Origin of the sequence: Nonomuraea sp. CA-218870 (genome assembly GCF_050936535.1) — a bacterium.
GTDB lineage: Bacteria > Actinomycetota > Actinomycetes > Streptosporangiales > Streptosporangiaceae > Nonomuraea > Nonomuraea corallina.
In genome coordinates, this window is record NZ_JBNJMN010000001.1 from 5849333 (window position 1) to 5871037 (window position 21705).

Genomic DNA, 21705 nt, shown 5'->3' on the forward strand with positions numbered 1-21705 from the left:
GGGGTCCCGGCCGTCGCCGTGTCTCAGGCGTCGCGTTCCGGGTCGAGCGGCGCGAGCAGATCGTGCAGGTCCTCGAACAGCCCCGGCGCCGCGCAGAGCGTCAGGTCGCCGTTGTACGGCCTGCCGTTCAGCCCGCCGATCCTGGCCCCCGCCTCGGCGGCGACCAGCCCGGCCGCCGCGTAGTCCCAGTAGTTGACGCCTCGCTCGTAGTACGCGTCGACCCGCCCGCAGGCCACCGAGCACAGGTCGACGGCGCACGACCCGCCGCGCCTGATGTCGCGCACCCGCGGCAGCACCGCCGTCAGCACCTCCGCCTGGACGGCCCGCCGCGCCGCGTCGTAGCCGAACCCGGTGGCGACCAGCGCCTGCCCGAGCGGCACCGCGGGGTTGCAGCGCAGCCTCTCGCCGCCGAGCCAGGCGCCCTCGCCCGCGGCGGCGGTGAACACCTCGCCGCGCGCCGCCGCGTTCACCACGCCCGCCACCACCCGGCCGCGCACCTCGACCGCGATGGAGACCGCCCAGTCGGAGAGCCCGTACAGGAAGTTGACGGTGCCGTCGATCGGGTCGACGACCCAGCGCACGTCGGTCTCGCCGGGATGGTCACCCTCCTCCTCGCCGAGGATCCGGTCGCCGGGCCTGACGGCCAGGATGCGCTCGCGGATGAGCTGCTCGGAGGCCCGGTCCAGGACGGTGACCACGTCGGTGGGGCTGGACTTGGTCTGGATGTCGGCGGACCGGGTGGACATCGCGGGCCGCTTGGCGAGCAGCATGTCGCCGGCCTCGCGGGCGATGTCCTCGGCCAGCCGGAGGAACCCGGCGGGTGTCGTGGCGCCGGGCATCAGGCCACCGACTCCGGGCGCTTCCACTCCTGGCCGAGCACGTGGTGGCCGAGGAAGGCCAGGACGGTCTCGTACCAGGCGACGACGTTGCCGGGCTTGAGTATCCAGTGGTTCTCGTCCGGGAAGTAGAGGAACTTCGACTCCACGCCGGTGCGCCGCAGGTCCCACCAGAGCCGCAGGGCCTCGCCGATCGGCACCCGGTAGTCCTTGTCGCCGTGGATGACGAGCATCGGGGTGGTGATCTTGTCGAGGGCGAGGTGCGGGGAGAGCAGGGAGTAACGCTCGGCGCCGGGCGGGCCGAACTCGCGCTGCCAGAACATGGCCCCGTCGGTGGTGCCGGCGAACTGGTCGAGGTGCCACAGCGAGGCGTGGGTGACGATCGCGCGGTAGCGGTCGCTGTGGCCGGCGATCCAGTTGGCCATGTAGCCGCCGAAGGAGCCGCCCATCGCGGCCGTGCGCGCGGCGTCGAGGTCGTCCCTGGCCAGGGCGGCGTCCACGATGGCGTCCAGGTCGGCCATGGTGCGCGGGCCCCAGTCGCCCCAGCCGCGGTCGATCATGCCTTGACCGTAGCCGGTGGACAGGGCCGGGTCCGGCATCAACACGGCGTAGCCGTGAGCTGCCATGATCCAGGCCTGCCAGCGCCACTGCCAGTCGTTCCAGGAGGCGACGGGGCCGCCGTGGATCCACAGCAGCAGCGGCGCCGGGTCGGCGGCGCCGGCGCCTTCCGGCAGCACCAGCCAGCCGCGGACGGTGACGCCGTCGTCGGCGGTCGCGGTCACCTCGGTGAGCGTGCCGGGGACCTCGGGGCGCGGCGCGGGCGAGGGCAGGTCGGTGATCTCGCCGGTGACGTCGATCCTGGCCGGGCCGGGGGCCAGCGCGATCCCGCTGCGCAGCGCGTACAGGGAGGCGCCGTCCGCGGAGACGTTGAGCGCGAGGTACGCGGCGTCGTCGGCGGTCAGCCGGGACGCCTCTCCGTCCAGCGGGACGCGGAAGACCGGGCGGCGGCCCTGATGGTCGGCGGCGACGTACACGGAGGAGGAGTCGGGCGCCCACACGACGTCCATCGGGGAGGCCAGGTCCGGCGCGTACGCCCGCGCCTGTCCCGAGGCCAGGTCGCCGATCCACAGCTCGGCGCGGGTCGGCAGGTCGGGGGCGGCGATCCGCTCCCGCACGCAGGCGATCCTGGCGCCGTCGGGCGAGACGGCGAGCGGGCCGGTGAAGTCGTGGCCCTCGTCGGCGAAGAGCGGGCGCCGTTCCCCGGACTCGACGTCGATCGCGACCAGTTCGGCGCGCCGCTCCCCCGCGGGCAGCGGGGGCCGCCAGGTGGTGATCACCGTACGGCCGTCGGGGGTGAGCGCGAAGTCGGCCTCGCGCAGCGCCTCGCCCGGGTCGGGGGTGAGCTCGCGGACCTGCTCCAGTCCGTCGGGGCCGAGCCGACCGGCGAACAGGCGGGGGCGGCCGGGGCCGAGGTCGTGGTCCCAGGAGCGGACCGGGTAGCTCTCGTGCAGGATCGCGCTGATCCCGGCGTCCTTGCGGGCCTTGCGCCGCTCCGCCTCGTCGGCCTCGTCGCCGTCGAGCACGTCGGAGGCGAACACGACCGTGTCGCCGGCGGTGCGGAAGGCGCCGATGCCGCCGGGGCGCTCGGCCACCCGGCGCGCCTCGCCCCCCGCCGCGGGCAGCAGCCAGAGCGCGGCCGTCTCGCCGTCGCCGTCCTCGGTCGTGGGATCGGGGCGCGCGCTGGTGAACAGCAGGTCGCCCGCCGCGGTGAACTCCGCCGCCGCCTCGCCCTTGGCCGAACGGGTCAGGCGGTAGGGCTCGGCGTCGAGGGGGATCGCCCACAGCGCGGTGCCGTACGACGTGCCGTCCGGATTGAGCGCCTGGACCACGGAGACGAGCCGGGAGCCGTCGGGGGAGAGCTTCAGCGAGGAGACGCGAGGGATGGCTACATAGTCACGGATATCGTCAAAGGGGGTCACTTATCCGAACCTACCTCTTGGCGGGACCACCGGCCTCTTGGCGGGACCACCGGCACGCCGCCCTAGGCTGGTTCACGTGGCAGATTACGACGCGTTGCTGGTGCTGTCGTTCGGCGGTCCCGAGGGGCCCGACGACGTGATGCCCTTCCTGGAGAACGTGGTCCGGGGCCGCGGCGTCCCGCGCGAACGCCTGCTGGAGGTCGCCGAGCATTATCAGAGCTTCGGCGGGGTCAGCCCGATCAACGGGCAGAACCGCGACCTGGTCGAGGCGCTGCGCCCGGTGGCGGGCGTGCCGGTCTACTGGGGCAACCGCAACTGGCGCCCGTTCGGCGAGGACACCGTACGGCGGATGGCCGACGACGGGGTGCGCAAGGCCGCGGTCTTCGCCACCTCCGCCTACGCCGGCTACTCCAGCTGCCGCCAGTACTACGAGGACATCGCCAGGATCTCCTTCGAGGGCGGCCCCGAGCTGGTCAAGCTGCGCCACTTCGGCGACCACCCCGGGTTCGTGGAGGCGATGGCCGACCACACCCGGCAGGCGCTGGAGCGGCTCCGGGACCGGGCCGGCCAGGACGACGTCCGGCTGGTGTTCACCGCCCACAGCGTCCCCGTCTCGATGGCCGCCACCGCCGGGCCGTCGGGCGGCCTGTACGAGGCGCAGCTGCGCCGCACGGCCGAGCTGGTCAACGAGGCGCTGGGCCGCACCGCGCCGTGGGACCTGGTGTGGCAGTCGCGCAGCGGCCCGCCGCAGGTACCGTGGCTGGAGCCGGACGTCTGCGACCACCTGCGCGCGCTGGACGCCAAGGCCGTGGCGCTGGTGCCGATCGGGTTCGTCTCCGACCACATGGAGGTCGTCTACGACCTCGACACCGAGGCCAGGCAGGTCGCCGAGGAGCGCGGGCTGCCGATGGAGCGGGCCGCCACGGCGGGCACCCACCCGGCGTTCGTGCGGATGGTGCGCGAGCTGATGGACGAGCCGGAGCCCGAGCCCTGCCCGCTCACCTGCTGCCCGGCCCCGAGGCGCGGGCCCGCTCAGGTGTAGGAGCGGGCATAGGCGTCGGCGATGCCGAGCACCTTGTCCACGTAGTCCCACGAGTGGTTGTAGTGCCAGATGGCCTTGCGCAGCTTCTCGCCGCCCTGGCCGGCGCCGGTGGAGCACAGGTAGTTGGCCGCGCCCGGCACCGCGTCGTACGGGCTCCAGATGTCCTTCTTGCCGTCGCCGTCCCCGTCGACGCCGTAGGCCTTCCAGGTGGCGGGCATGAACTGCATCGGCCCGAGCGCGCCGGCGCTCGACGGGCCGTTGTTGCGGCCGTGGCTGCTCTCCACCTGGCCGATGGCGGCCAGCACGGTCCACGACAGGCCGGGGCAGCGGGCGGCGGCCTGCTTGTAGAGCTCCAGGTAGCTGCCCGGCCTGCCCGTGGTGACGGCGGCCTGCTCGGGCTGCTCGGGCTGCTCCCGCACGCGGGCGCGGCGCCGGTCGGCGTCGAGCAGGACGACCTGGGCGGAGGGGCCGAGCGTCCGGCGCACGGCCGCCTCGCTGATCTTGCCTTCCCGGCCGTGCAGCAGCACCGCCACGCCGCGGGCCAGCCCGAGCGTGCGGCCGAGCTCGGCGCCGACCAGCGCATCGACCCCCTTCAGCCCGAGCGGGGCGGCGGCGGCCAGCCGCAGCCGGGGGCCGCCGTCGACCTGGTAGTAGGCGCCGAGCTTGAGCCCGTACGCGCGCACGGTCGCCGCGTCGGCGACGAACTCGCCCCTGGCCAGCGCGCTCCACACGCCGGGGTGGTCGGCGACGGCCTTGGGCGTCCAGGACCGGAAGTCGGCCTGGTCGACGGCGAGCAGGTTGAGCCCGGTGCCGGCCACCTTGACCGAGCCCGCGTCCACCACGATGGCCTTCTGCACGTGCTTCAGCCCGGACAGCGCGAAGCGGGTCTCCTTGGGCACCTCGGCGGACGCGATGGCGAGCACGCGCGGCGGCGTGGGCGTCACCCCGGCGCCGCCCTCGCCGAACTCCTTGACGGGGGCCGTGGTCTGGGCAGTGGTCGGGGGCGCGGTCGGGGGCGCGGTGGGGACGAGCTCGTCGAGCCCGGCGGTCTGCCGCTCGGCCCCGCGCCCCGCCGCCTGCCGGGGTGCCGCCTTCTCCGACGGGTCCTCGCCCATGACCAGCACCACGCCGCCTGCGGCGATCGTCACCACGAGCACGGCGGTCACCATCAGTAATACCGCGCGCAAAGAGGGAAGACCGGACACCCGGGACACGTTAATCCACTCGCCGAGAAAACTGTTGCGATCCGGACAGACGATGCGCAAAGTTATGCCTTGACGTAAGGAGACAATGCAATGATCGGGCCTTACCGGGGATTGCTCGCAGGGCCCGGGGTCAAGGGGTTCGTGCTGGCGGGGTTCATCGGACGGTGGCCGATGTCCATGCTCGGCATCGGCGTGGTGCTGCTGGTCGAGGGCCTCACGGAGTCGTTCGCTGTGGCCGGCGCCGTGTCCGCGGTGTGCAGCCTCGCCTTCGCCGTCGCCGCCCCGCTGTCCGGGCGGCTGGCCGACCGCTTCGGCCAGAACCTGATCATCATCCCGTTCGCCGTGGTCAACGCGCTCGCGGTGGTCGCGCTCATGCTCAGCGCCGGGCTCGGCCTGCCCGCGTGGACGCTGTACGCCGCCGCCCTGCTGACCGGCACCACGTCGCTGTCGCTCGGGTCGATGGTCCGGGCCCGCTGGAGCCACCTGCACGCCGGATCGGCCAAGCTGCACACCGCCTTCGCCTTCGAGTCCGTCGCCGACGAGGTGATCTTCGTCACCGGGCCGGCGCTGGTCACCGTGCTGGCCACGGCCGTGAACCCGTACGCCGGCCTGGCCGTGGCGATGGTGGCCATGTTCACCGGCTCGATCGCGCTGGCGCTGCAGCGGCGCACGCAGCCGCCGGTGCGGCCCGCCCGCTCGGCCGGCGGCGGCGGCGGTGGCGGCGGTGGCACCCCGATCCTCATCCCCGGCGTCGCCCTGCTGTCGTGCGTCTACCTGAACCTCGGCGCGGTCTTCGGCTCGGTCGACCTGATCACGGTGGCGTTCGCCGCCGAGCACGGGGTCAAGGGCGCCTCCGGGTTCCTGCTGGCCGCGTTCGCGGGCGGGTCGCTGGTGTCGGGGCTCTGGTTCGGCTCGCGCAACTGGCGGATCTCGCTGCGCGGCCGGTTCGTCCGCACGCTCGGCCTGTTCCTCGTCGGCCTGCTGCCGATCGTGTTCATCGGGCAGGTGCCGGTCATGGCGGTCGCGCTCTTCGTCGCGGGGTTCGCCATCTCGCCGACCCTCATCACCGGCTTCTCCCTGACCGAGCGGCTGGTGCCGCCGTCGCTGCTCACCGAGGGCATGGCGTGGATCTCGACCTCGATCGGGCTCGGCGTGGCGATCGGCGCGTGGGCGGGCGGCAGGCTCACCGAGATGTTCGGCGCGTCCAGCGCCTACGGGTTCTCGCTGGCGTGCGCGGCGCTCGCGGTCGTCGTGGGCGTCGGAGGTTCGGGTTTGCTGAGACTTCCGGAGGCGCCTTCACCGGTGCGGACCTGATCCGCTACCGTCGGGACATCCCTCGCATCACCCTTCACATTGGAAACAACAGTTATGTCCCGACATTTGACTTCACTTCTGGCCATTGCGGCAGTTGCGGTGATGGCGGCGCCCGCGCCGGCGGTCGCCGCCCCCAAGGAGAAGAAGGTCGACTGCTCGCAGGTGAAGTGCGTGGCGCTCACCTTCGACGACGGGCCGGGCCAGTACGCGGGCACCCTGCTGGACACCCTGAAGAAGTACGACGCCAAGGCCACGTTCTTCCTCCAGGGCCAGTACGTGAAGAGCCGCCCCTCCTACGTCAAGCGGATGGTGAAGGAGGGGCACGCGATCGGCAACCACGGCTACTCCCACCCCGACTTCACCAAGTCGACCGAGGCCGCGATCCGCAGCGAGATCAAGAAGACCAACGACGAGATCAAGAAGGCGGCCGGGGTCGAGCCCAAGCTGCTGCGTCCCCCGTACGGGCTGTCGGACCTCACGGTCCAGGACATCGCGGCCGAGTTCGGCATGCCGATCATCCTGTGGACCGGCGGCTCGCGCGACTGGGAGTCGAGGAACGAAGAGAAGATCAAGAAGCAGACCCTGTCGGTCGCCAAGGGCAACAGCATCGTCCTCATGCACGACTGGGTGAAGCAGACGGTGGACTCGATGCCCTCGATCATCAAGACGCTGCAGCGCAGCGGCTACCACCTGGTCACCGTCGACGACGTCATCAAGGGCGAGAACCTCAAGGCCGGCGACGTCTTCCCGCTACCTGAAGGCTGGGAACAGTGAGTATTGTTCACGTTTAACGTGACCATGCTCCAGCCAGGGAGAGCCCCCTCATGGCGTTCACCAACTGGGCGGGCAACCAGACCTGCTCGCCCGCCGAGGTGCGCACCCCCGCCTCCGCCGAGGACGTGGCGCGCGCCGTCCGGGACGCGGCGGCGGGCGGGCGGCGGCTGCGCATGGCCGGCACGGGCCACTCCTTCACCGGGGTGGCCCTGACCGACGGGATCCTGCTGCGCCCCGAAGGGCTCACCGGGGTCCGCTCCTGGGCCGGGGACCAGGTCACCGTGCTGGCCGGCACCCCGCTCAAGACGCTGAACGCGCTGCTCGCCGAGCGCGGCCTGGCCCTGGCCAACATGGGCGACATCACCGAGCAGACCGTCGCGGGCGCCATCCAGACGGGCACGCACGGCACCGGCCGCGACGCCGGCGGCCTGGCCGACCAGGTGACCGGCCTGGAACTGGTGACGGCCGACGGCTCGACGGTCACCGCCTCACCCGGCGAGGACCTGTTCGACGCCGCCCGGGTCGGGCTGGGCGCGCTCGGCGTGCTCACGGCGGTCACCTTCCGGGTGGAGCCGGCGTTCCTGCTGCACCACCGGCGCCGGCGGATGCCGCTCAGCCGCATCCTCGACTCGCTCGACGCCCTGACCGGCGAGCACGAGCACCTGGACTTCTTCTGGCTGCCGCACACCGACGCGTGCCTGGTCAAGACCAACAACCGGCATCCGGGGCCGGCCGCGCCGCCGAGCGCGTTCCGGCACTGGCTGGACGCCGTGTTCCTGGAGAACACCGTCTTCGGCGCCGCCTGCGCGGTCGGCGCGCGCCTGCCGGGCCTGATCCCCCGGATCAACGCCGTCAGCGCCGCCGCCCTGGGCGACTCCGAGTCCGTCGACGCCTCGTACAAGGTCTTCACCGCGCGGCGGGACGTGCGGTTCCTGGAGACCGAGTACGCGATCCCGCGCGAGCGGCTGGGGCAGGCGCTGCGCGAGACGCGTGACCTGGTCGACCGGATGGGCTGGAAGATCACCTTCCCGGTCGAGGTACGGGTGACGCCGCCGAGCGACGCCTGGCTGTCGACCGCGTACGGCAGACCGACCGCGTACGTGGCCTGCCACGTCTACCGGCGGACCCCTAACCCGGCGTACTTCCAGGGCGTCGAGGAGATCATGACCAGGCTGGGCGGCCGCCCGCACTGGGGCAAGCTACACACCAGGGACGCCGCGTACCTCTCGGGCGTGTATCCGCGTTTCGCCGATTTCACCGCCCTGCGCGACCGGCTGGACCCGGACCGCCTCTTCGGCAACGACTACCTGGACCGGGTGCTCGGTCCCTGACGCCGAGGGCCCGGCAGGTCTGCCCCGGGTAAAGAACCGTCGCCCGAACAGGCGGGAGCGCGTGTCGCGCCCCCGCACGAGCGGCGCGCGGGGCAGCCTGGTCCATCGTGCCCCGACGTTCCGGCCCGGCCGCCGCGCACGTGCCCGCGGCCCCGATCACCTGCGCCGCCACTTGCGCCGCCTGCGCTGCCGCCTGCGCTGCCGTCTGTGCTGCCACTCGTGCCGCCGGCGCCGTGACCACCACGCCGCTTCGCCGCGCCGTCCGGCCCGCCGCGGCCGAGGAGAGCGGGCCGCGCGCCCGCCTTCTGGCGCCGGGCCGCCGTCCGATGCGCCACAATCCGACGAGGACGCCCAACCTCCTCCTGCGCACGGGCGGTCTCTGAAAGGATGGAATCCTCAAATGTGACCGGCGTCACATCGCCCCGGAGCTATCCCGGCAAGGCGATGTTCGGACATGCCGGGTACGGTGCTGGCAGGCAACCGGCACACGCGAGAGACTCAAGGGTCCGGGGGAAGAATGGCGACGCTGACGAAGGGACTCGCATGCAGGAGCTCCGACTCGTCGCGGTGAGTGAGGACGGCACCTATCTCGTGCTGGCTACAGCCGGGCGGGGCACGCGCTTCACTCTTCCTGTGGACGACCGGCTCCGTGCTGCCGTCCGTGGCAACTTCTCCCGTCTCGGTCAGTACGAGATCGAAGTGGAGAGCCCGTTGCGCCCCAAGGAGATCCAGGCCCGCATCCGTGCCGGGGAGACAGCGGAAGAGATCGCCGCCACGGCCGGCATCCCGGTCGAGCGGGTCCGCTGGTTCGAGGGGCCGGTGCTCCAGGAGCGTGAGTACGTCGCCCAGCAGGCGCAGCGCGTCACGGTCCGCATGCCCGGCGAGACCGCGACCGGCCCGACGCTGGGCGAGCTGGTGGCCGAGCGGCTGACCCGGCGCGGCGTGCCCACCGACGAGATCGACTGGGACTCCGCCAAGCGCGACGACGGCCTGTGGCGGGTCAAGCTCGGCTACGTGTGGAACGGTCACACGCGCCACGCCGAATGGCTCTTCGACCCCCGCCGCCGCCACGTGACCCCGCACGACGACGAGGCCCACCGCCTGTCGTCGGCCGACTTCGACCCCGATCCCGTGGTGGAGGACACCACGGTGACCCCGTTCGCGCCCCGGGTGGCCAAGCTGCAGCCGGTGCCGCCGCTGGCGTCCGACCCGCTGCCGTTCCCGTCCGTGATCAGGCAGGAGTCCGGGCCCGAGAAGCCGGCGGTCGGCTACGACCCGCGGACCCGCGAGGTGCCCGCCGACCTGCCGCCGTCCGCCTACGACCCCGACCCGGCGCCGCCCGCCCGCGACGACGCCCGCCGCGGCCCTTCCCCCTGGCTGCCGGACGTGGGCCCGTCGCGGCCCCAGCCCTTCTACGCGCCCGCCGACGACCGGGTCACCCGTGACCGCTCGTCCGCCCCCGGCCACCGGGTCGCCGACGACCGCTCCTTCACACCACAGCCGGACCACGGACGCCCCCACCCGCACCCCGGCCGTCCCACAGCACCCGATCCCGGCCACGCAGGCCCGACCGGCACGCACCCCGCGTCCCATCCGGGGTCCGCGTCCCGTCCAGAGCCCACATCCCGTCCGGAGCCTGCGGACGACCGGCCGGCCCAGCGGGCGTTCACCGACGCCGCTCCCACCGTTGCGGAGCCGTCGTCGGCCACCACCCATCGCGAGAGCACCGCCCCGGCGTCCGCGCAGACCTCGGCACCGCCGTCTCCGACCGCCGCGCCGTCTCCGGAAACCGCCGCGCCGTCTTCGGAGGCCGTCGCGTCCACCACCGAGGCGCCCGCCGCCCACGCGTCGGGCCCCTCCCCCACCGCCACGACACCGGCTCCCGGGCCTGCCAGGACCCACGCCCCGTCCGCCACGGACAGCGCCGCCGAGACCCACGCCCCGTCCGCCGCGAACGCCGCCGCCGAGACCTCCGCCCCGGACACCAGGAGCGGTATCCCTGCGGAGGACGCCGGGACCGGCGCGGCGGTCGACCGGCGACCGGAGACGCCCGCAGCGCAGACCTCGGCCGAACGGCCCGGAGCGGCATCCCCGCAGTCCGCGTCGCCCACAGCCCAACCTGCGGCGACATCCGGCACCACGACGCCCACCGGCGACGGCGCACCCGGCACGCGCGCCGGCTCGGCGGACGAGCCTGCGGCAGCGGCCGCACAGCCGAAGACGCCATCCGACCAGACGGCTCCAGGCGCCCAGACCGAAGCCTCACCCACGCGGACGGCACCAGCCGCGCAGACAGGACCGGCTGTGCAGACCGCGACGCCGCCTGCACAGCCGACACCGGCCGGGCAGACCGCGACGCCTGCACAGCCGACACCGGCCGCGCGACCCGAGACTCCGCCGCCGACCACCTCGGCCGAGCAGGCCGAAACCTCGCCCGCGCGGCCCGAGGCACCCGCCGCCCAGCCTGTTGCCGCGGAAGCGGCGACCGCGACCGCCGAGAACGCGGCGACCGAAGCCGCCGACACGGGCGGAGCCACCGAAGCCGCCAGCACGGACGGGGCGACTGGAACTGCCGACACGGACGGGGTGACTGGCAAGCCGGCGGCCACCGCAGAAGGGCTGACCGCTGATCCGGCGGACACGGCCACCGATGCCGCGGGCGCGACCGCCAAGGCTGGAGACACGGGCGCCGCCCCTGCGGACACCCCTGCCACGGCAGGGAACGCGACCACCGCCACGGCCAAGGCCCAGGCCGAGGACGTGACCACCGGCACTGCCAAGGCCGAAGATGCGACCACCGTCGCTGCCAGCGCCAAGGCCGGGGACGCGACCGCCGACTCTCCGCACACCCATGCCGAGGCTGGAGACGCGCCTGCCGTCACCGCCGAGGCTGAAGCCTCGACAGGCGACGCGGACGCCACCGGTGACACCGCGGCCGGTGAAGCCTCCGCTGCGGCGGCGGCTGCCGGTGGCGAGGCCGGGGAGTCTCCGGCTGAGGCCGCCGCCCGTGAGCCGGAGGACTCCAAGGCCGACGCGCCGAACCGGGAGCGGGCCGCCGACGCGCCGGCTGCCGGCGGGGCGGCGGTCGCCGACGCTCCCGCCGTACGTGAGGAGCCGGAAAGCGAGGCCGCCCCCGTACGGGCCGGAGCGCCCGCGAAGAAGGCGGCCGGGCCGGAACCGGCGGGTGGCGGACGCAAGCCGCAGCCCAAGGGCGGCAAGGCGGTGCCCGCCGCCCGGACGAGCAAGGACGACCAGGTCAAGCAGGAGCCTCCGGCCAAGGAGGAGCCGCCCGCGCCGACACCCGCGCCCAAGCCGACCCCGGCTAGGCAGGCGCGCAAGGGTTCGCGTGGCCGCCGCGCCTCCGTGCCGACGTGGGACGAGATCATGTTCGGCGCCCGCCGCCAGGACTGACGCCCGCGAGCGCTTTCCGCCACAGCCCATGGCCGACCGGCCCGGAGATGCCGGACCTGCGGGAAGCGCTCGACCACGCCACGCACGGCCGCCCGTCACGCCCCCGCCGGCCTGAAGCATCGAACCGGGAGTTCAACAGCTCGAAGTACAGGAGCCGGGAGCCCCGGAGGTTCGGTCAGCCGGGGGTGGGCGGGCGCGGGGTGCCGGTGGGCGGGGCGTTGAGGAAAGGGGCCAGCCATTCGGGTGTCACCTCGGCGGGAAAATTCCTGGCCTGGGCCTCCGAGACGTCGATGGCCGAGTAGCCGCCCTTGCCGGCGCCGGCCCCCACGGTCAGGGTGAGGACGCCCGCCCGCCGCTGGAACCATGTCTGGCGAAGCCGCCAGCCCACCACGGCGCGCCGTTCCACGACCGCCATGGACCGTCTGAGGGAGCCGGAGCGTACCGCCACCCGCTCGCCGTCGTAGCCGTGGCCGAGCGAGCGGTACCGGTCGAGCCCGAGGGGAACCCCGAGAGCGGCCAGGATCAGGGCCGCCACGAGCAGCACCGACCACGCGGCCGACCCGGTCAGCAGGAGCAGCAGTCCGGCCGCCGCGGCCGGGATCAGCCACGGGAAGACGGCTCTGAACAGGCGGCGGTTGCGGGCGATCGGCGGGTGAGGGCGCAGGCTGGACCGGTAGGGGCCGATGGCCTCGCCGGTGACCGTGGTGGCGTCGGCGCGCGGGACGACCGGCAGGAGCTGGCCGCGGGTCTCGGAGTCGCCGAGGCCGGTGACGATGGCCCAGGCGCGGACGACGCCGACCCAGCGTTCGGCGAGCCCGTCGACGATCTCGTAGCCGCGCACCCGCCGCGACTCCAGCGACACGCTGCGCCGGTTGATCAGCCCCCGCTCGGCCACGAGGTAGCCGTCGCGCCGCTTGAGCCGGAAGTCCCAGTTGAAGACCGCGTACATGACGCCGCCCGCGAACGGCATCGCGGCCACCAGCAGCACCACGGCCGCCACCAGCAGCGACGGGCGCGCCCACAGCCACTCGCCGACGTTCCAGGCGGCGTCCTGGCCGAAGCCGAGATCGTCGCCCCACTGGAAGGCCAGGCCGATGGCGCCGCCGGCGAGCGCGAACGGGGTCAGCAGGTACGCGCCCGACAGCGGCCCGTACAGCAGCCACCTGCGGGGGACGGCGAAGATGACGCGCTCGGCGGGTCCGGCGTCGGCGGCGCTCTCCACGGCGGGCCCGGCGTCGGACGCGGGGGCGGTGCCGGCGCGGCGCAGCAGGAGGGGTTTGAGCCGTTCGGCCTCCTGGACGGTGACGCCGTCGAGGGTGGCCTCGCCGTCGCCGCCGGTCGCGCCCGTGTCGATCTTCAGGACGGACAGGCCGAGGAGGCGGTGCATGGGCGGGGTGGACACGTCGACGCCGCGTACCCGCTCCAGCGGGATGGTGCGGATCGAGCGGCTGATGAGCGAGCGTTTGATCTCCACCCGGTCGCCCACGATCTCGTACGTGAACGTCGCCCACCGGATGACGGCGACCACCACGGTCCCGACCAGTCCGAACGCCGCCCACAGGTAGGACCGGGACGAGAAGCCGCCCACCACGAGCACGCCGACCAGCGGCACCAGCAGCGAAGGCAGCATCCGCACGGGGTCGATCAGCAGCACCTTCGGGCTCAGCCGCAGCGGTGCCGGAAACGGCCCCGGCGGAACGCCCCCGTACGGACCGGAGGGGACGCCCTCCTGCGGACCGGGACGGGCGCCTTCGCGCGGACCGGGCGGGGCGCCGTCGTCCGCGCGTTCCGGTGAGCCGCTCGCGCCGCCGGACGGCGGGACCGCGGGTCCGGACGGCGGGGTCGGAGGCTGGTCGGCGGGGTCGGTCATGTGGCGTCGTCCCTGAGCTGCTCGGCCCGGTGCGCCAGCGCCTCCGCCAGCTCCGCCGCCACCCGGAAGTCCAGCCCTTTGATCGTCGACGACCCGGCGTGGGAGGCGGTGCGGATCTCCAGCGTCGCCAGCCCCAGCATCCGTTCGAGCCATCCCTGCCCCTTGTCGACGGTCTGGATGCGACTGACCGGCACGAACACCCATTCTCTGGTCAGGAATCCCTGCCGCGCGTAGACGACGTCGCCGGACAGCTCCCACCGGTGCACCGCGTACCGCACGAACGGCTCGGCCACCAGGAACGGCGTTGTCAGCAGCGCCACCGTGACCGGCAGCAGCCACGGCCGCGCGGCGAACCACTCAGGCACCCACGCCCACCCGCTGCCGCCGACCCACCCGCCGGCCAGCACCGACCCGCCGACGAGCAGCACGAACCCGAACAGCGCCTCCAGCAGCCAGAGCCCGCGGGCCCGGGGCGAGACGCGGTTGGCGGGGTCACGCAAGGGACCTGATGACGTCACAGGACCAGCTTAGGGCTCGCGTCATGTCAGCGATCTGTCAGCTCTGTCCGGATCGGCGTCGTGAGGATGTCAGTGCCCTCCGGCAGAGTGGTGCCCATGACAGGGAACCACTATGCGATCGAGGCTCAGGGCCTGGTCAAACGTTATGGGGAGACCAGAGCGCTCGACGGAGTCGACCTGGCCGTGCCGCCGGGCAGACTGCTGGGCGTGCTGGGCCCCAACGGGGCGGGCAAGACCACGGCGGTGCGCATCCTGGCGACGTTGCTGACGCCTGACGCGGGCCGGGCGTCGGTGCTCGGGTTCGACGTGACGAGCCAGGCGCATCAGGTGCGCTCGCTGATCGGGCTGACGGGCCAGTACGCGGCGGTCGACGAGATGCTGACCGGTGTCGAGAACCTCTTGATGATCGGCCGGCTCCTGGGCCTGTCCAGGAGTGACGCGCGGCGTCGGGCGGCGGCGCTGCTGGAGAGGTTCCATCTGACCGACGCGGGCGGCCGGGCCGCGAAGACCTACTCCGGAGGCATGCGCAGGCGGCTGGACCTGGCGGCGAGCCTCGTCGGCAGCCCGCAGGTGCTGTTCCTGGACGAGCCGACGACCGGCCTCGACCCGCGCAGCCGCACCGAGCTGTGGGGGGTGGTGCGGGGGCTGATGGCCGACGGCGTGACCGTGCTGCTGACCACTCAGTACCTCGAGGAGGCCGACCAGCTGGCCGACGACATCGTGGTGTTCGACCATGGCAAGGTGATCGCCTCGGGCACCTCCGACCAGCTCAAGGCCACCACGGGGGCGCAGGTGCTGGAGGTGCGGCCGGCCGCCGACCACCAGTTGCCGACGGTGTCCGCGGTGGTCGGGGAGATCGTGGGCGACCCTCCGGAGGTGTCGGGAGGGCGGGTCACGGCCGCCGTGCGCGACCCCGCCGTGGTGCCGGCGATCGTCCGCCGCCTCGACGACCTGGGGATCATCGCCTCCGAGCTGACGCTGCGCAAGTCCAGTCTCGACGAGGTCTTCCTGGCCCTGACCGGGCACCGCGCGGAGGAGCGCGAGACCGGCGACGAGAAGGCTGACGACCTGGAGGTCTACGCGTGACCGCGATGACGTTGCCGGCGCCGCCCAGGCGGGTGAGCGCGGGCGCCACGGTGAGCCAGACGCTGACGCTGGCCTGGCGGAGCCTGGTGCAGATCAAGCACAATCCGTGGGAGCTGCTGGACCTGAGCATCCAGCCCATCATGTTCCTGCTGTTGTTCACCTACGTGTTCGGCGGCGCGATCTCCGGGTCGACGGGCGACTACCTGCAGTTCGCGCTGCCCGGCCTGCTGGTGCAGAACGCCCTGTTCTACACCCTGTCCACGGCCATCGGCCTCAACACCGACATCTCCAAGGGCGTCTTCGACCGGCTGCGCAGCCTGCCGATCGCCCGCTCCGCGCCGCTGGCCGGCCGGATCATCGCCGACACGTTCAAGCAGGTGTGGGCGTTCGCGCTGCTGGTCGGGTTCGGCATGGTGCTGGGCTTCCGGGTGACCACCGGGGTGGCCGGGTTGCTGGGGGCGCTGGCGCTGCTCGTGGTGGTGGCGCTGGCCATGTCATGGATGTCGGTGCTGATCGGGCTGAAGGCGTCCAACCCGGAGAAGGTGCAGATGTTCTCCTTCTCGGTGATGATGCCGCTGACCTTCACGAGCAGCGCGCTGGTCGATCCCGCCACGTTCCCCGGCTGGCTGGCGACCTGGGCCAAGGTCAACCCGGTGACGCATCTGTCCGACGCGATCCGCGGCCTGCTGATCGGCGGCTCGGTGGCCGGGCCCGCGCTGATCTCGCTGCTGTGGGCGGCGGGGTTCATGGTGGTGTTCGCGCCGCTGGCGATCAGGGTCTTCCGCCGCCACGTGTGAATGGAGTCATTCACACGCGCAGGCCGAGTCCGACGATCTCGTCCTGGCTCATCAGGCGGCCGCGTTCGCGGTGGCGGGCGAACTCCCGCTCCCCGAGCGCGGCCACGGCGGCGGCGGTGATCCGCACATGGTCGTGGTCCACGACCATGTGCGAGCCTTTGATCGTCTCGGCGCCGCCGAGCAGCGCCGCCGCGTCCTCGGGCCGCCCCGCCGCCATCGCCACGGCGGCGCAGGAGATCACGACGATGCCGGTGAGCTGTGCGTCGTGCCCCTCACCGGCCTGCTCCAGCGCGAGCGCGAGCAGGCGCCGCGCCCGCGGCAGGTCGCCGTCGCGCACGGCGATCAGGGCGATGGAGGTGTTGATCGCCGACACCATCTGGATCGGCACTCCCGGGACCCGGTCCATGAGCGCCCGCGCCCGGGCGAAGTGCTCGCGCGCCCCTTCCAGGTCGCCGTCATGGCGGCGGAACTCCCCCCAGATGGCCGCCACGCCCGCCTCGGCGATCTCGTCGCCGCTGCCCCGTACCATCCGGGTGAGCTCGTGCAGCAGGCGCTCGGCCTCCTCGCGGCGGCCGAGCAGGTTCAGCCCGAGCACCACCTGGGCCCGCATGTAGGCGGTGTCCTCCACGCTGCCGAGCTCGTCCACCAGTTCCAGCGCGCCCTTCATGATCTCCACGCCGCGTTCGGACTCGCCGCGCAGGAAGTACACGTTGGACAGGGTCGAGCAGGCGTTGGCCATCCCCCACCGGTCGCCGACGACGCGGTAGGCGTCGAGCGCGGCCCGCGACTCGCGCTCGGAGTCCTCGAGCCGCCCGGTCGCGTAGTGGACGAGCCCGCGCAGCAGCCGCCCGGTGGCCACCACCCACGGGTCGGCGTGGCGGTCCATCTCCCACACGAGCGCCTCGTCCTTGGGCCGGCCGCTCCCGTAGAGCACGAACAGCGGCCCGGCCAGCGCCATCAGCGGGTGCGACGGGGCCTCGCCGCCCAGGCGCCGTGTCTCCTCCAGCGCGTGCCTGCCCTCCTCCCAGGTCAGCAGGGTGCCGACGCCGTTGAGTACATACACGACCAGGGCGACGGCTCTGGCCTCGCCGCCGGCGTCCGGTCCCGCGGCGGCCAGCGCCTCGCGGGCGCGCGCGGCGGCCTCGGCCCGGTGCCCGCGCAGCCACCAGTACCAGCCCAGCGCGCCGACCAGGCGCAGTCCCAGCTCGGCGTCGCCGCCGCCGACGGCCCAGCGCAACGCGGCGGCGAGGTTCTCGTGCTCGGCGGTGAGCTCGGCCAGCCGGTCGAGCTGCTCCCCGGTGCGCAGCCCCGGTTCGGCCGCCTCGGCCAGGCGGGTGAACCGGTGGGCGTGGGCCCGCCGCACCGCGTCGAGCTCGCCCGACTCGGCCAGGCGTTCGGCGGCGTAGGCGCGGATGGTCTCCAGCATCCGGTATCGGCCGCCGTCGAACACCACGAACGACTTGTCGACCAGCCGTGCCAGCGGGTCCAGCACGTCCCCGTACAGGTGCTCGATCGTGGCGAGCGTCGCGCCGCCCGCGAACACCGAGAGGCGGCGGCCGAGCGTCCGCTCCTGTTCGTCCAGCAGGTTCCAGCTCCATTCGACCACGGCGCGGAGTGTCTGGTGGCGCGGCTGCGCGGTGCGGCTGCCGCTGCTGAGCAGCCGGAACCTGTCGCCGAGCCGGGCGGCGATCTCCTGCGCGGTCAGCGACCGCAGCCGGGCCGCGGCCAGTTCGATGGCGAGCGGCATGCCGTCGAGCGCCCGGCAGATGGCGGCGACGGCTCCGGCGTCGGCGCCCACCCGGTAGCCGGGGCGCACGCCGGCGGCCCGGTCGGCGAACAGCCTGACGGCCGGGTAGGCGGCGGCCTGGCCCGGGGTGGCGTCCGCGGGCGGCAGGCCGAGCGGGGGCAGTGCCCAGGTGACCTCGCCGGTGATTCCGAGCGGCTCACGGCTGGTGGCCAGGACGCGAACCCCCGGACAGTCGGCGAGCAGCCGGTCGGCGACCCGGGCCGCCTGCTCGACCACGTGCTCGCAGTTGTCGAGGACGACGAGCGGCCGCCGGTCGCGCAGCGCCGCCGTCAGCCGGTCGAGTGGTTCCCTCGGTACGGGGGCGCCGCCCATGGGGGCCAGCACCGCGTCGCGTATCTCCAGCGCGCTGACCAGGCTCCGCACGACCCCGGCGGCGTCCTGGGCGGCGGCCAGCTCCACGATCCACACCCCGTCGGGAGTGTCGGGCTCCACGGCCTCGGCGACCTCCAGGGCCAGCCGGGTCTTGCCCGCGCCGCCGGGGCCGACGAGGGTGACCAGGCGGTTGCCCGCCAGCAGGTGGGCGGTGTGGCGCAGGTCCTCCTCCCTGCCGACGAAGCTGGTCAGTCTGGCCCGCAGGTTCCCCCTCCGGCTCGCCGCCCCCGGGGGACGGTCCGCGCCGGCCGGCGCGGCCGCCTCTCCGGGAGCCGCCGGCGGGGCGTCCGGGTACGCCGCGGGGCTCGATCCCCGGTGGCCGGGGACGGCGCGCAGGATGGTGAGGTGGAGTTCGGCCAGGCCGGGGGACGGTTCGGCGCCCAGCTCGTCGCGGAACGTCCGCCGGGCGGACTCGTACGCCGCCAGCGCCTCGACCCGCCGGCCCGACTCGTACAGGACCCGCATGCGCAAGCCGTGCAGGCGCTCGCGCAGCGGATGGGCGGCGAGCAGCCCCGACAGCTCCTCCAGCAGGCCGGAGTGCCGGCCGAGCCGCAGCTCGGCCTCGACGCGGTCCTCCGCCACCGCCAGCCTGCGGCTTTCCAGCCGGGCCGCGTCGGCGGCGATCAGGTCGCCGGGCAGCCCCGCCAGCGCGGGCCCGCGCCACAGCGCCAGCGCCTCATGCAGTGCCTGCGCCGCCGCGCGCGGGTCGCCGGCCGCCAGCGCGGCCTGGCCGCGGTCGGCCAGGGAGACGAAGCGGCGCGCGTCCACCCGGTCCGGCTCCACCGCGAGCCGGTAGCCGGCGGGCTCGGCGACGACGAGCCGGCTCGCCGAGTTTTTTCCGAGCGCGGCCCGCAGCCGGGAGATGAGCGCCTGCAACGCGTTGCCCACCCCGGACGGCACCCGGTCGTCCCAAATCCCGGAGATCAGCCGGTCCACCGGCACGGTGCGACCGGCGTCGAGAACCAGCAGGCCGAGCAGGGTCCGCAGGCGCTGTCCCGCGATCTCCACAGGCTCGCCGTCTCGCCGCGCCTCCAGCGGTCCGAGTATGGCGAAACTCACGTCCGTGTCCGCCCCCGCCCGGTCCATGGCAACGATTCTGGCGGATATCCCGGGCTTTACCGTTGACGGACCCTCTCGAAACGGTCGGTCCATGGCCGCAACGCGCGTAGCATCGTGCGACATGGGGTTGTGTAACGGAACGAGGCGCGTGCGACGTGCCGCCGTCCTTGTGACGGCGGTGGCGTCCGCGCTCGTCGTGTCCGGATGCGGCGCCATCATCGGCACGTCGGAGGCGCAGGAGATCGCCCGGATCAACGTCTCCAGCCCGGATCTGCGCGAGGGCAGGCCGCTGCCGCGGCAGTTCTCGTGTCTGGGTGACCAGGGCAGTCCGCCGCTGCGCTGGTCGAGCCGGCCTCTGGAGGAGGCGGAGACGGTGGCGATCGTCGCCGACTCCAACTCCGCCGAGTCGTCCGGCGTCTACTGGGTGCTCTACAACATCCCTGCCTCCATGACCGAGCTGGGCCCCAACGCCTCCGAGAGCCCTCCCGAGGGTTCCGGGCAGGCCAAGGTGACCAGCGGCAAGGCGGGCTACGAGCCTCCCTGCGCGCCCAAGGGCACCTACCGCTTCAGCGTCTACACGCTGAAGGGGGAGGTCGAGGTGCAGGAGGACGCCTCTCTCTCCACGGTGCTGCGAAGCATCGCGGATCTCACCATCGCCCGCGGCCGGCTGACGGCGGTGAACATCGAGTGAGCGGGACGGCACGGAACGTAGTTCTGGTTACCAATTCTTCACTTAGGGTGTGACAACGCTCGTCGTGGTCCGACAGAATCAGATCCAATTGTTAGGTGCTGGTGATCAAAGGGGACAGGTCGCGTCGATGGCCGCGCGATCTCACCGGTGCCGAAGGCAGGCCATGGCTTTGAGGGTGGTGCAATGACTGCGGTCGTAGTGAGCTTGGTCGCTGTTGTGCTCCTCGTGCTTGTCGTGGTGGCACTGGGCATGCGTTCGATGAACCGCCGGGAGAGCTCGCTTCCTCCCGAACGGCTGAAGGAGATGGCCGAGAAGGAGGAGCGGACGAAGACCCGCTCGACGGACGAGTTCGCCGCCCACGAGCCGAAGATGACCAAGTTCAGCCCTGACTTCAGCCCGATCGACGAGCCGAAGCCCAGGCCGGTCCGCACCGGCCAGCGCGGCAAACGGGGCGTCGACGACTGGGGCAACCCGCGCTCGGACGACGACGACGAGGAGTTCTGGGCCAGCATCCGCAGCGACGCGGAGGAGGGCGGGTTCGGCGCCGGAGGCACGGTCGCGGCCCGCAAGGCGGCGTCCCGGCCGGTCGAGCGCGAACCGGCCGCCGCGGATCGTCCCGCCGACGCCGGGCGCTCCGCCCAGCGTCCCGCCCCGCGCCGTCCCCGGCCCGCCCCCGTCGACCCCGACGCGACCACCGTGCAGGCCCCGCTGCCCCAGCGGCCGGCGAAGGCGCCGAGCCCCGCTCCCGCGGCCGCCTCCAGCGGCCTGGCCGACCTGGTGGAGCCGGTGCGGCAGCGTCCCGCCCCGTCCGCCTCCGACCTGGCCGACCAGCGCACGGTCACGTTCGCGGCGCCGACGTCCGACGTGATGAGCATCCTCGGCGCGGGCGCCCAGCCGGTGCCCTCCTCGCGCCCCGACCCGCTGCGGACCACCGGCTCCTTCCCCGCCCAGGGCGCGTCCCAGCAGCCCTCCGGAGGCTCCTATCCGGTCACGCCCGCCGGGGTCGATCCCGCCTCCAGCGGCTCCTTCCCCGCCGTGCCCGCCGCCCCGATCAGCGGCGCGCCGACGAGCGACCCGTTCCCCGCCTACAACGGGGGCGCCACCTACAACGGGGGCGCCGCCTCCACCGGCCGCCAGAGCGGCTCCTGGCCCGCCCAGCCGGCCGCGACCGCGTCCGGGGGCTGGCCCGCCGCCTCCCCCGACATCCTCGACGACCCGGCGCCCGCCTCCCAGAGCGGCTCGTGGCCGGGCTTCCAGGAGCAGCAGCCGTACCGTTCCTCCTACGAGGTGAGCGCGGGCTGGGCGGTGGCCGACGACTCCGACCCGCTGGGCGGCCCCTCCCCCGCGAGCGCCCCGGCCGCGTCCGCCAGGCCCGTCCCGGCGTACGACGACGTGCTGTCCGCGCCCCTGCCGACGCCTCTGGCCGCTCCCGCGCCGCAGACGATGGCGTACGAGACCGGCGACTTCACCAGCCCGGCCGCCTCTCAGCCGGCCTGGCCGGCACCCCCGGCCGGCACCGGCTACGGCGTGGCCGACGGCCGCAACGGCAACCGGCGCACCACTCCCGAGCAGGAGTTCCCCGACTACTACCGCTGACCGGCGGTGTTCACCGG

General features: G+C 73.7%; 15 protein-coding genes. 9 read left to right on the forward strand and 6 right to left on the reverse strand.

Annotation, left to right across the window (positions count from 1 at the left end; translation table 11 throughout):
* Nucleotides 1-23 precede the first annotated feature (23 nt).
* Nucleotides 24-839, reverse strand: a complete 816-nt coding sequence (locus tag ACQEUU_RS27865) for an inositol monophosphatase family protein (RefSeq protein WP_433071399.1) — start codon at nt 837-839, stop codon at nt 24-26.
* A complete protein-coding gene (locus tag ACQEUU_RS27870) occupies nt 839-2815 on the reverse strand; it encodes a prolyl oligopeptidase family serine peptidase (protein WP_433071401.1) in 1977 nt (658 codons plus the stop codon). The genes ACQEUU_RS27865 and ACQEUU_RS27870 overlap by 1 nt, the downstream gene beginning before the upstream one ends.
* A 76-nt stretch (nt 2816-2891) precedes the next feature.
* Here ACQEUU_RS27870 and ACQEUU_RS27875 point away from each other — a divergent pair, with 76 nt between their 5' ends.
* Nucleotides 2892-3857, forward strand: a complete 966-nt coding sequence (locus ACQEUU_RS27875; RefSeq protein WP_433071403.1) for a ferrochelatase — start codon at nt 2892-2894, stop codon at nt 3855-3857.
* Here ACQEUU_RS27875 and ACQEUU_RS27880 read toward each other — a convergent pair.
* Entirely contained in the window at nt 3848-5026 is a 1179-nt protein-coding gene (locus tag ACQEUU_RS27880; RefSeq protein ID WP_433071404.1) for a lytic murein transglycosylase, read from the reverse strand. The genes ACQEUU_RS27875 and ACQEUU_RS27880 overlap by 10 nt on opposite strands.
* Before the next feature lie 126 nt (nt 5027-5152).
* Here ACQEUU_RS27880 and ACQEUU_RS27885 point away from each other — a divergent pair, with 126 nt between their 5' ends.
* The 4 genes from ACQEUU_RS27885 to sepH all read left to right on the forward strand — a co-directional run bounded on the left by ACQEUU_RS27885 (nt 5153) and on the right by sepH (nt 11892).
* Nucleotides 5153-6376, forward strand: coding sequence for an MFS transporter (locus ACQEUU_RS27885; RefSeq protein WP_433071406.1), 1224 nt, complete (start codon nt 5153-5155; stop codon nt 6374-6376).
* A gap of 102 nt (nt 6377-6478) precedes the next feature.
* Nucleotides 6479-7150, forward strand: a complete 672-nt coding sequence (locus ACQEUU_RS27890) for a polysaccharide deacetylase family protein (RefSeq protein ID WP_433071408.1) — start codon at nt 6479-6481, stop codon at nt 7148-7150.
* A gap of 50 nt (nt 7151-7200) precedes the next feature.
* On the forward strand, nt 7201-8481 hold the full coding sequence (locus tag ACQEUU_RS27895; protein ID WP_433071410.1) for a D-arabinono-1,4-lactone oxidase: 1281 nt from the start codon (nt 7201-7203) through the stop codon (nt 8479-8481).
* A 543-nt stretch (nt 8482-9024) separates the two neighbouring features.
* Nucleotides 9025-11892: a septation protein SepH gene (gene sepH, locus ACQEUU_RS27900; protein WP_433071412.1), complete on the forward strand. Its 2868-nt coding sequence runs from the start codon at nt 9025-9027 to the stop codon at nt 11890-11892.
* Nucleotides 11893-12067: 175 nt separating this feature from the next.
* On the opposite strand, the gene ACQEUU_RS27905 is transcribed toward sepH, so the two are convergent.
* Nucleotides 12068-13762, reverse strand: a complete 1695-nt coding sequence (locus tag ACQEUU_RS27905) for a PH domain-containing protein (protein ID WP_433071413.1) — start codon at nt 13760-13762, stop codon at nt 12068-12070.
* A complete protein-coding gene (locus tag ACQEUU_RS27910) occupies nt 13759-14280 on the reverse strand; it encodes a PH domain-containing protein (RefSeq protein ID WP_433071415.1) in 522 nt (173 codons plus the stop codon). Before ACQEUU_RS27910 ends, ACQEUU_RS27905 begins: the two co-directional genes overlap by 4 nt.
* A gap of 96 nt (nt 14281-14376) precedes the next feature.
* Between ACQEUU_RS27910 and ACQEUU_RS27915 the strand changes: the two genes are divergently transcribed.
* Entirely contained in the window at nt 14377-15366 is a 990-nt protein-coding gene (locus ACQEUU_RS27915) for an ATP-binding cassette domain-containing protein (protein WP_433071417.1), read from the forward strand.
* A 5-nt stretch (nt 15367-15371) separates the two neighbouring features.
* Complete coding sequence (locus ACQEUU_RS27920) at nt 15372-16163, forward strand: ABC transporter permease (RefSeq protein WP_433072013.1); 792 nt, start codon at nt 15372-15374, stop codon at nt 16161-16163.
* 10 nt (nt 16164-16173) lie between these two features.
* Here ACQEUU_RS27920 and ACQEUU_RS27925 read toward each other — a convergent pair whose 3' ends face one another.
* Entirely contained in the window at nt 16174-19401 is a 3228-nt protein-coding gene (locus tag ACQEUU_RS27925; protein ID WP_433071419.1) for a BTAD domain-containing putative transcriptional regulator, read from the reverse strand.
* Nucleotides 19402-19549: 148 nt separating this feature from the next.
* On the opposite strand from ACQEUU_RS27925, the gene ACQEUU_RS27930 reads away from it, so the two are divergent.
* Together ACQEUU_RS27930 and ACQEUU_RS27935 are read left to right on the forward strand one after the other, a co-directional pair.
* A complete protein-coding gene (locus tag ACQEUU_RS27930; RefSeq protein ID WP_433071421.1) occupies nt 19550-20092 on the forward strand; it encodes a YbhB/YbcL family Raf kinase inhibitor-like protein in 543 nt (180 codons plus the stop codon).
* A gap of 216 nt (nt 20093-20308) precedes the next feature.
* Complete coding sequence (locus ACQEUU_RS27935) at nt 20309-21688, forward strand: hypothetical protein (RefSeq protein ID WP_433071423.1); 1380 nt, start codon at nt 20309-20311, stop codon at nt 21686-21688.
* The last annotated feature ends 17 nt before the right edge of the window (nt 21689-21705 follow it).

Bases quoted from the DNA above. Each gene is read 5' to 3' on its own strand.
- ACQEUU_RS27865 (WP_433071399.1), bottom strand. From the start codon at position 839: ATGCCCGGCGCCACGACACCCGCCGGGTTCCTCCGGCTGGCCGAGGAC.
- ACQEUU_RS27880 (WP_433071404.1), bottom strand. From the start codon at position 5,026: ATGGTGACCGCCGTGCTCGTGGTGACGATCGCCGCAGGCGGCGTGGTG.
- ACQEUU_RS27885 (WP_433071406.1), top strand. From the start codon at position 5,153: ATGATCGGGCCTTACCGGGGATTGCTCGCAGGGCCCGGGGTCAAGGGG.
- ACQEUU_RS27890 (WP_433071408.1), top strand. From the start codon at position 6,479: ATGGCGGCGCCCGCGCCGGCGGTCGCCGCCCCCAAGGAGAAGAAGGTC.
- ACQEUU_RS27895 (WP_433071410.1), top strand. From the start codon at position 7,201: ATGGCGTTCACCAACTGGGCGGGCAACCAGACCTGCTCGCCCGCCGAG.
- sepH (WP_433071412.1), top strand. From the start codon at position 9,025: ATGCAGGAGCTCCGACTCGTCGCGGTGAGTGAGGACGGCACCTATCTC.
- ACQEUU_RS27905 (WP_433071413.1), bottom strand. From the start codon at position 13,762: ATGACCGACCCCGCCGACCAGCCTCCGACCCCGCCGTCCGGACCCGCG.
- ACQEUU_RS27915 (WP_433071417.1), top strand. From the start codon at position 14,377: ATGACAGGGAACCACTATGCGATCGAGGCTCAGGGCCTGGTCAAACGT.
- ACQEUU_RS27920 (WP_433072013.1), top strand. From the start codon at position 15,372: ATGACGTTGCCGGCGCCGCCCAGGCGGGTGAGCGCGGGCGCCACGGTG.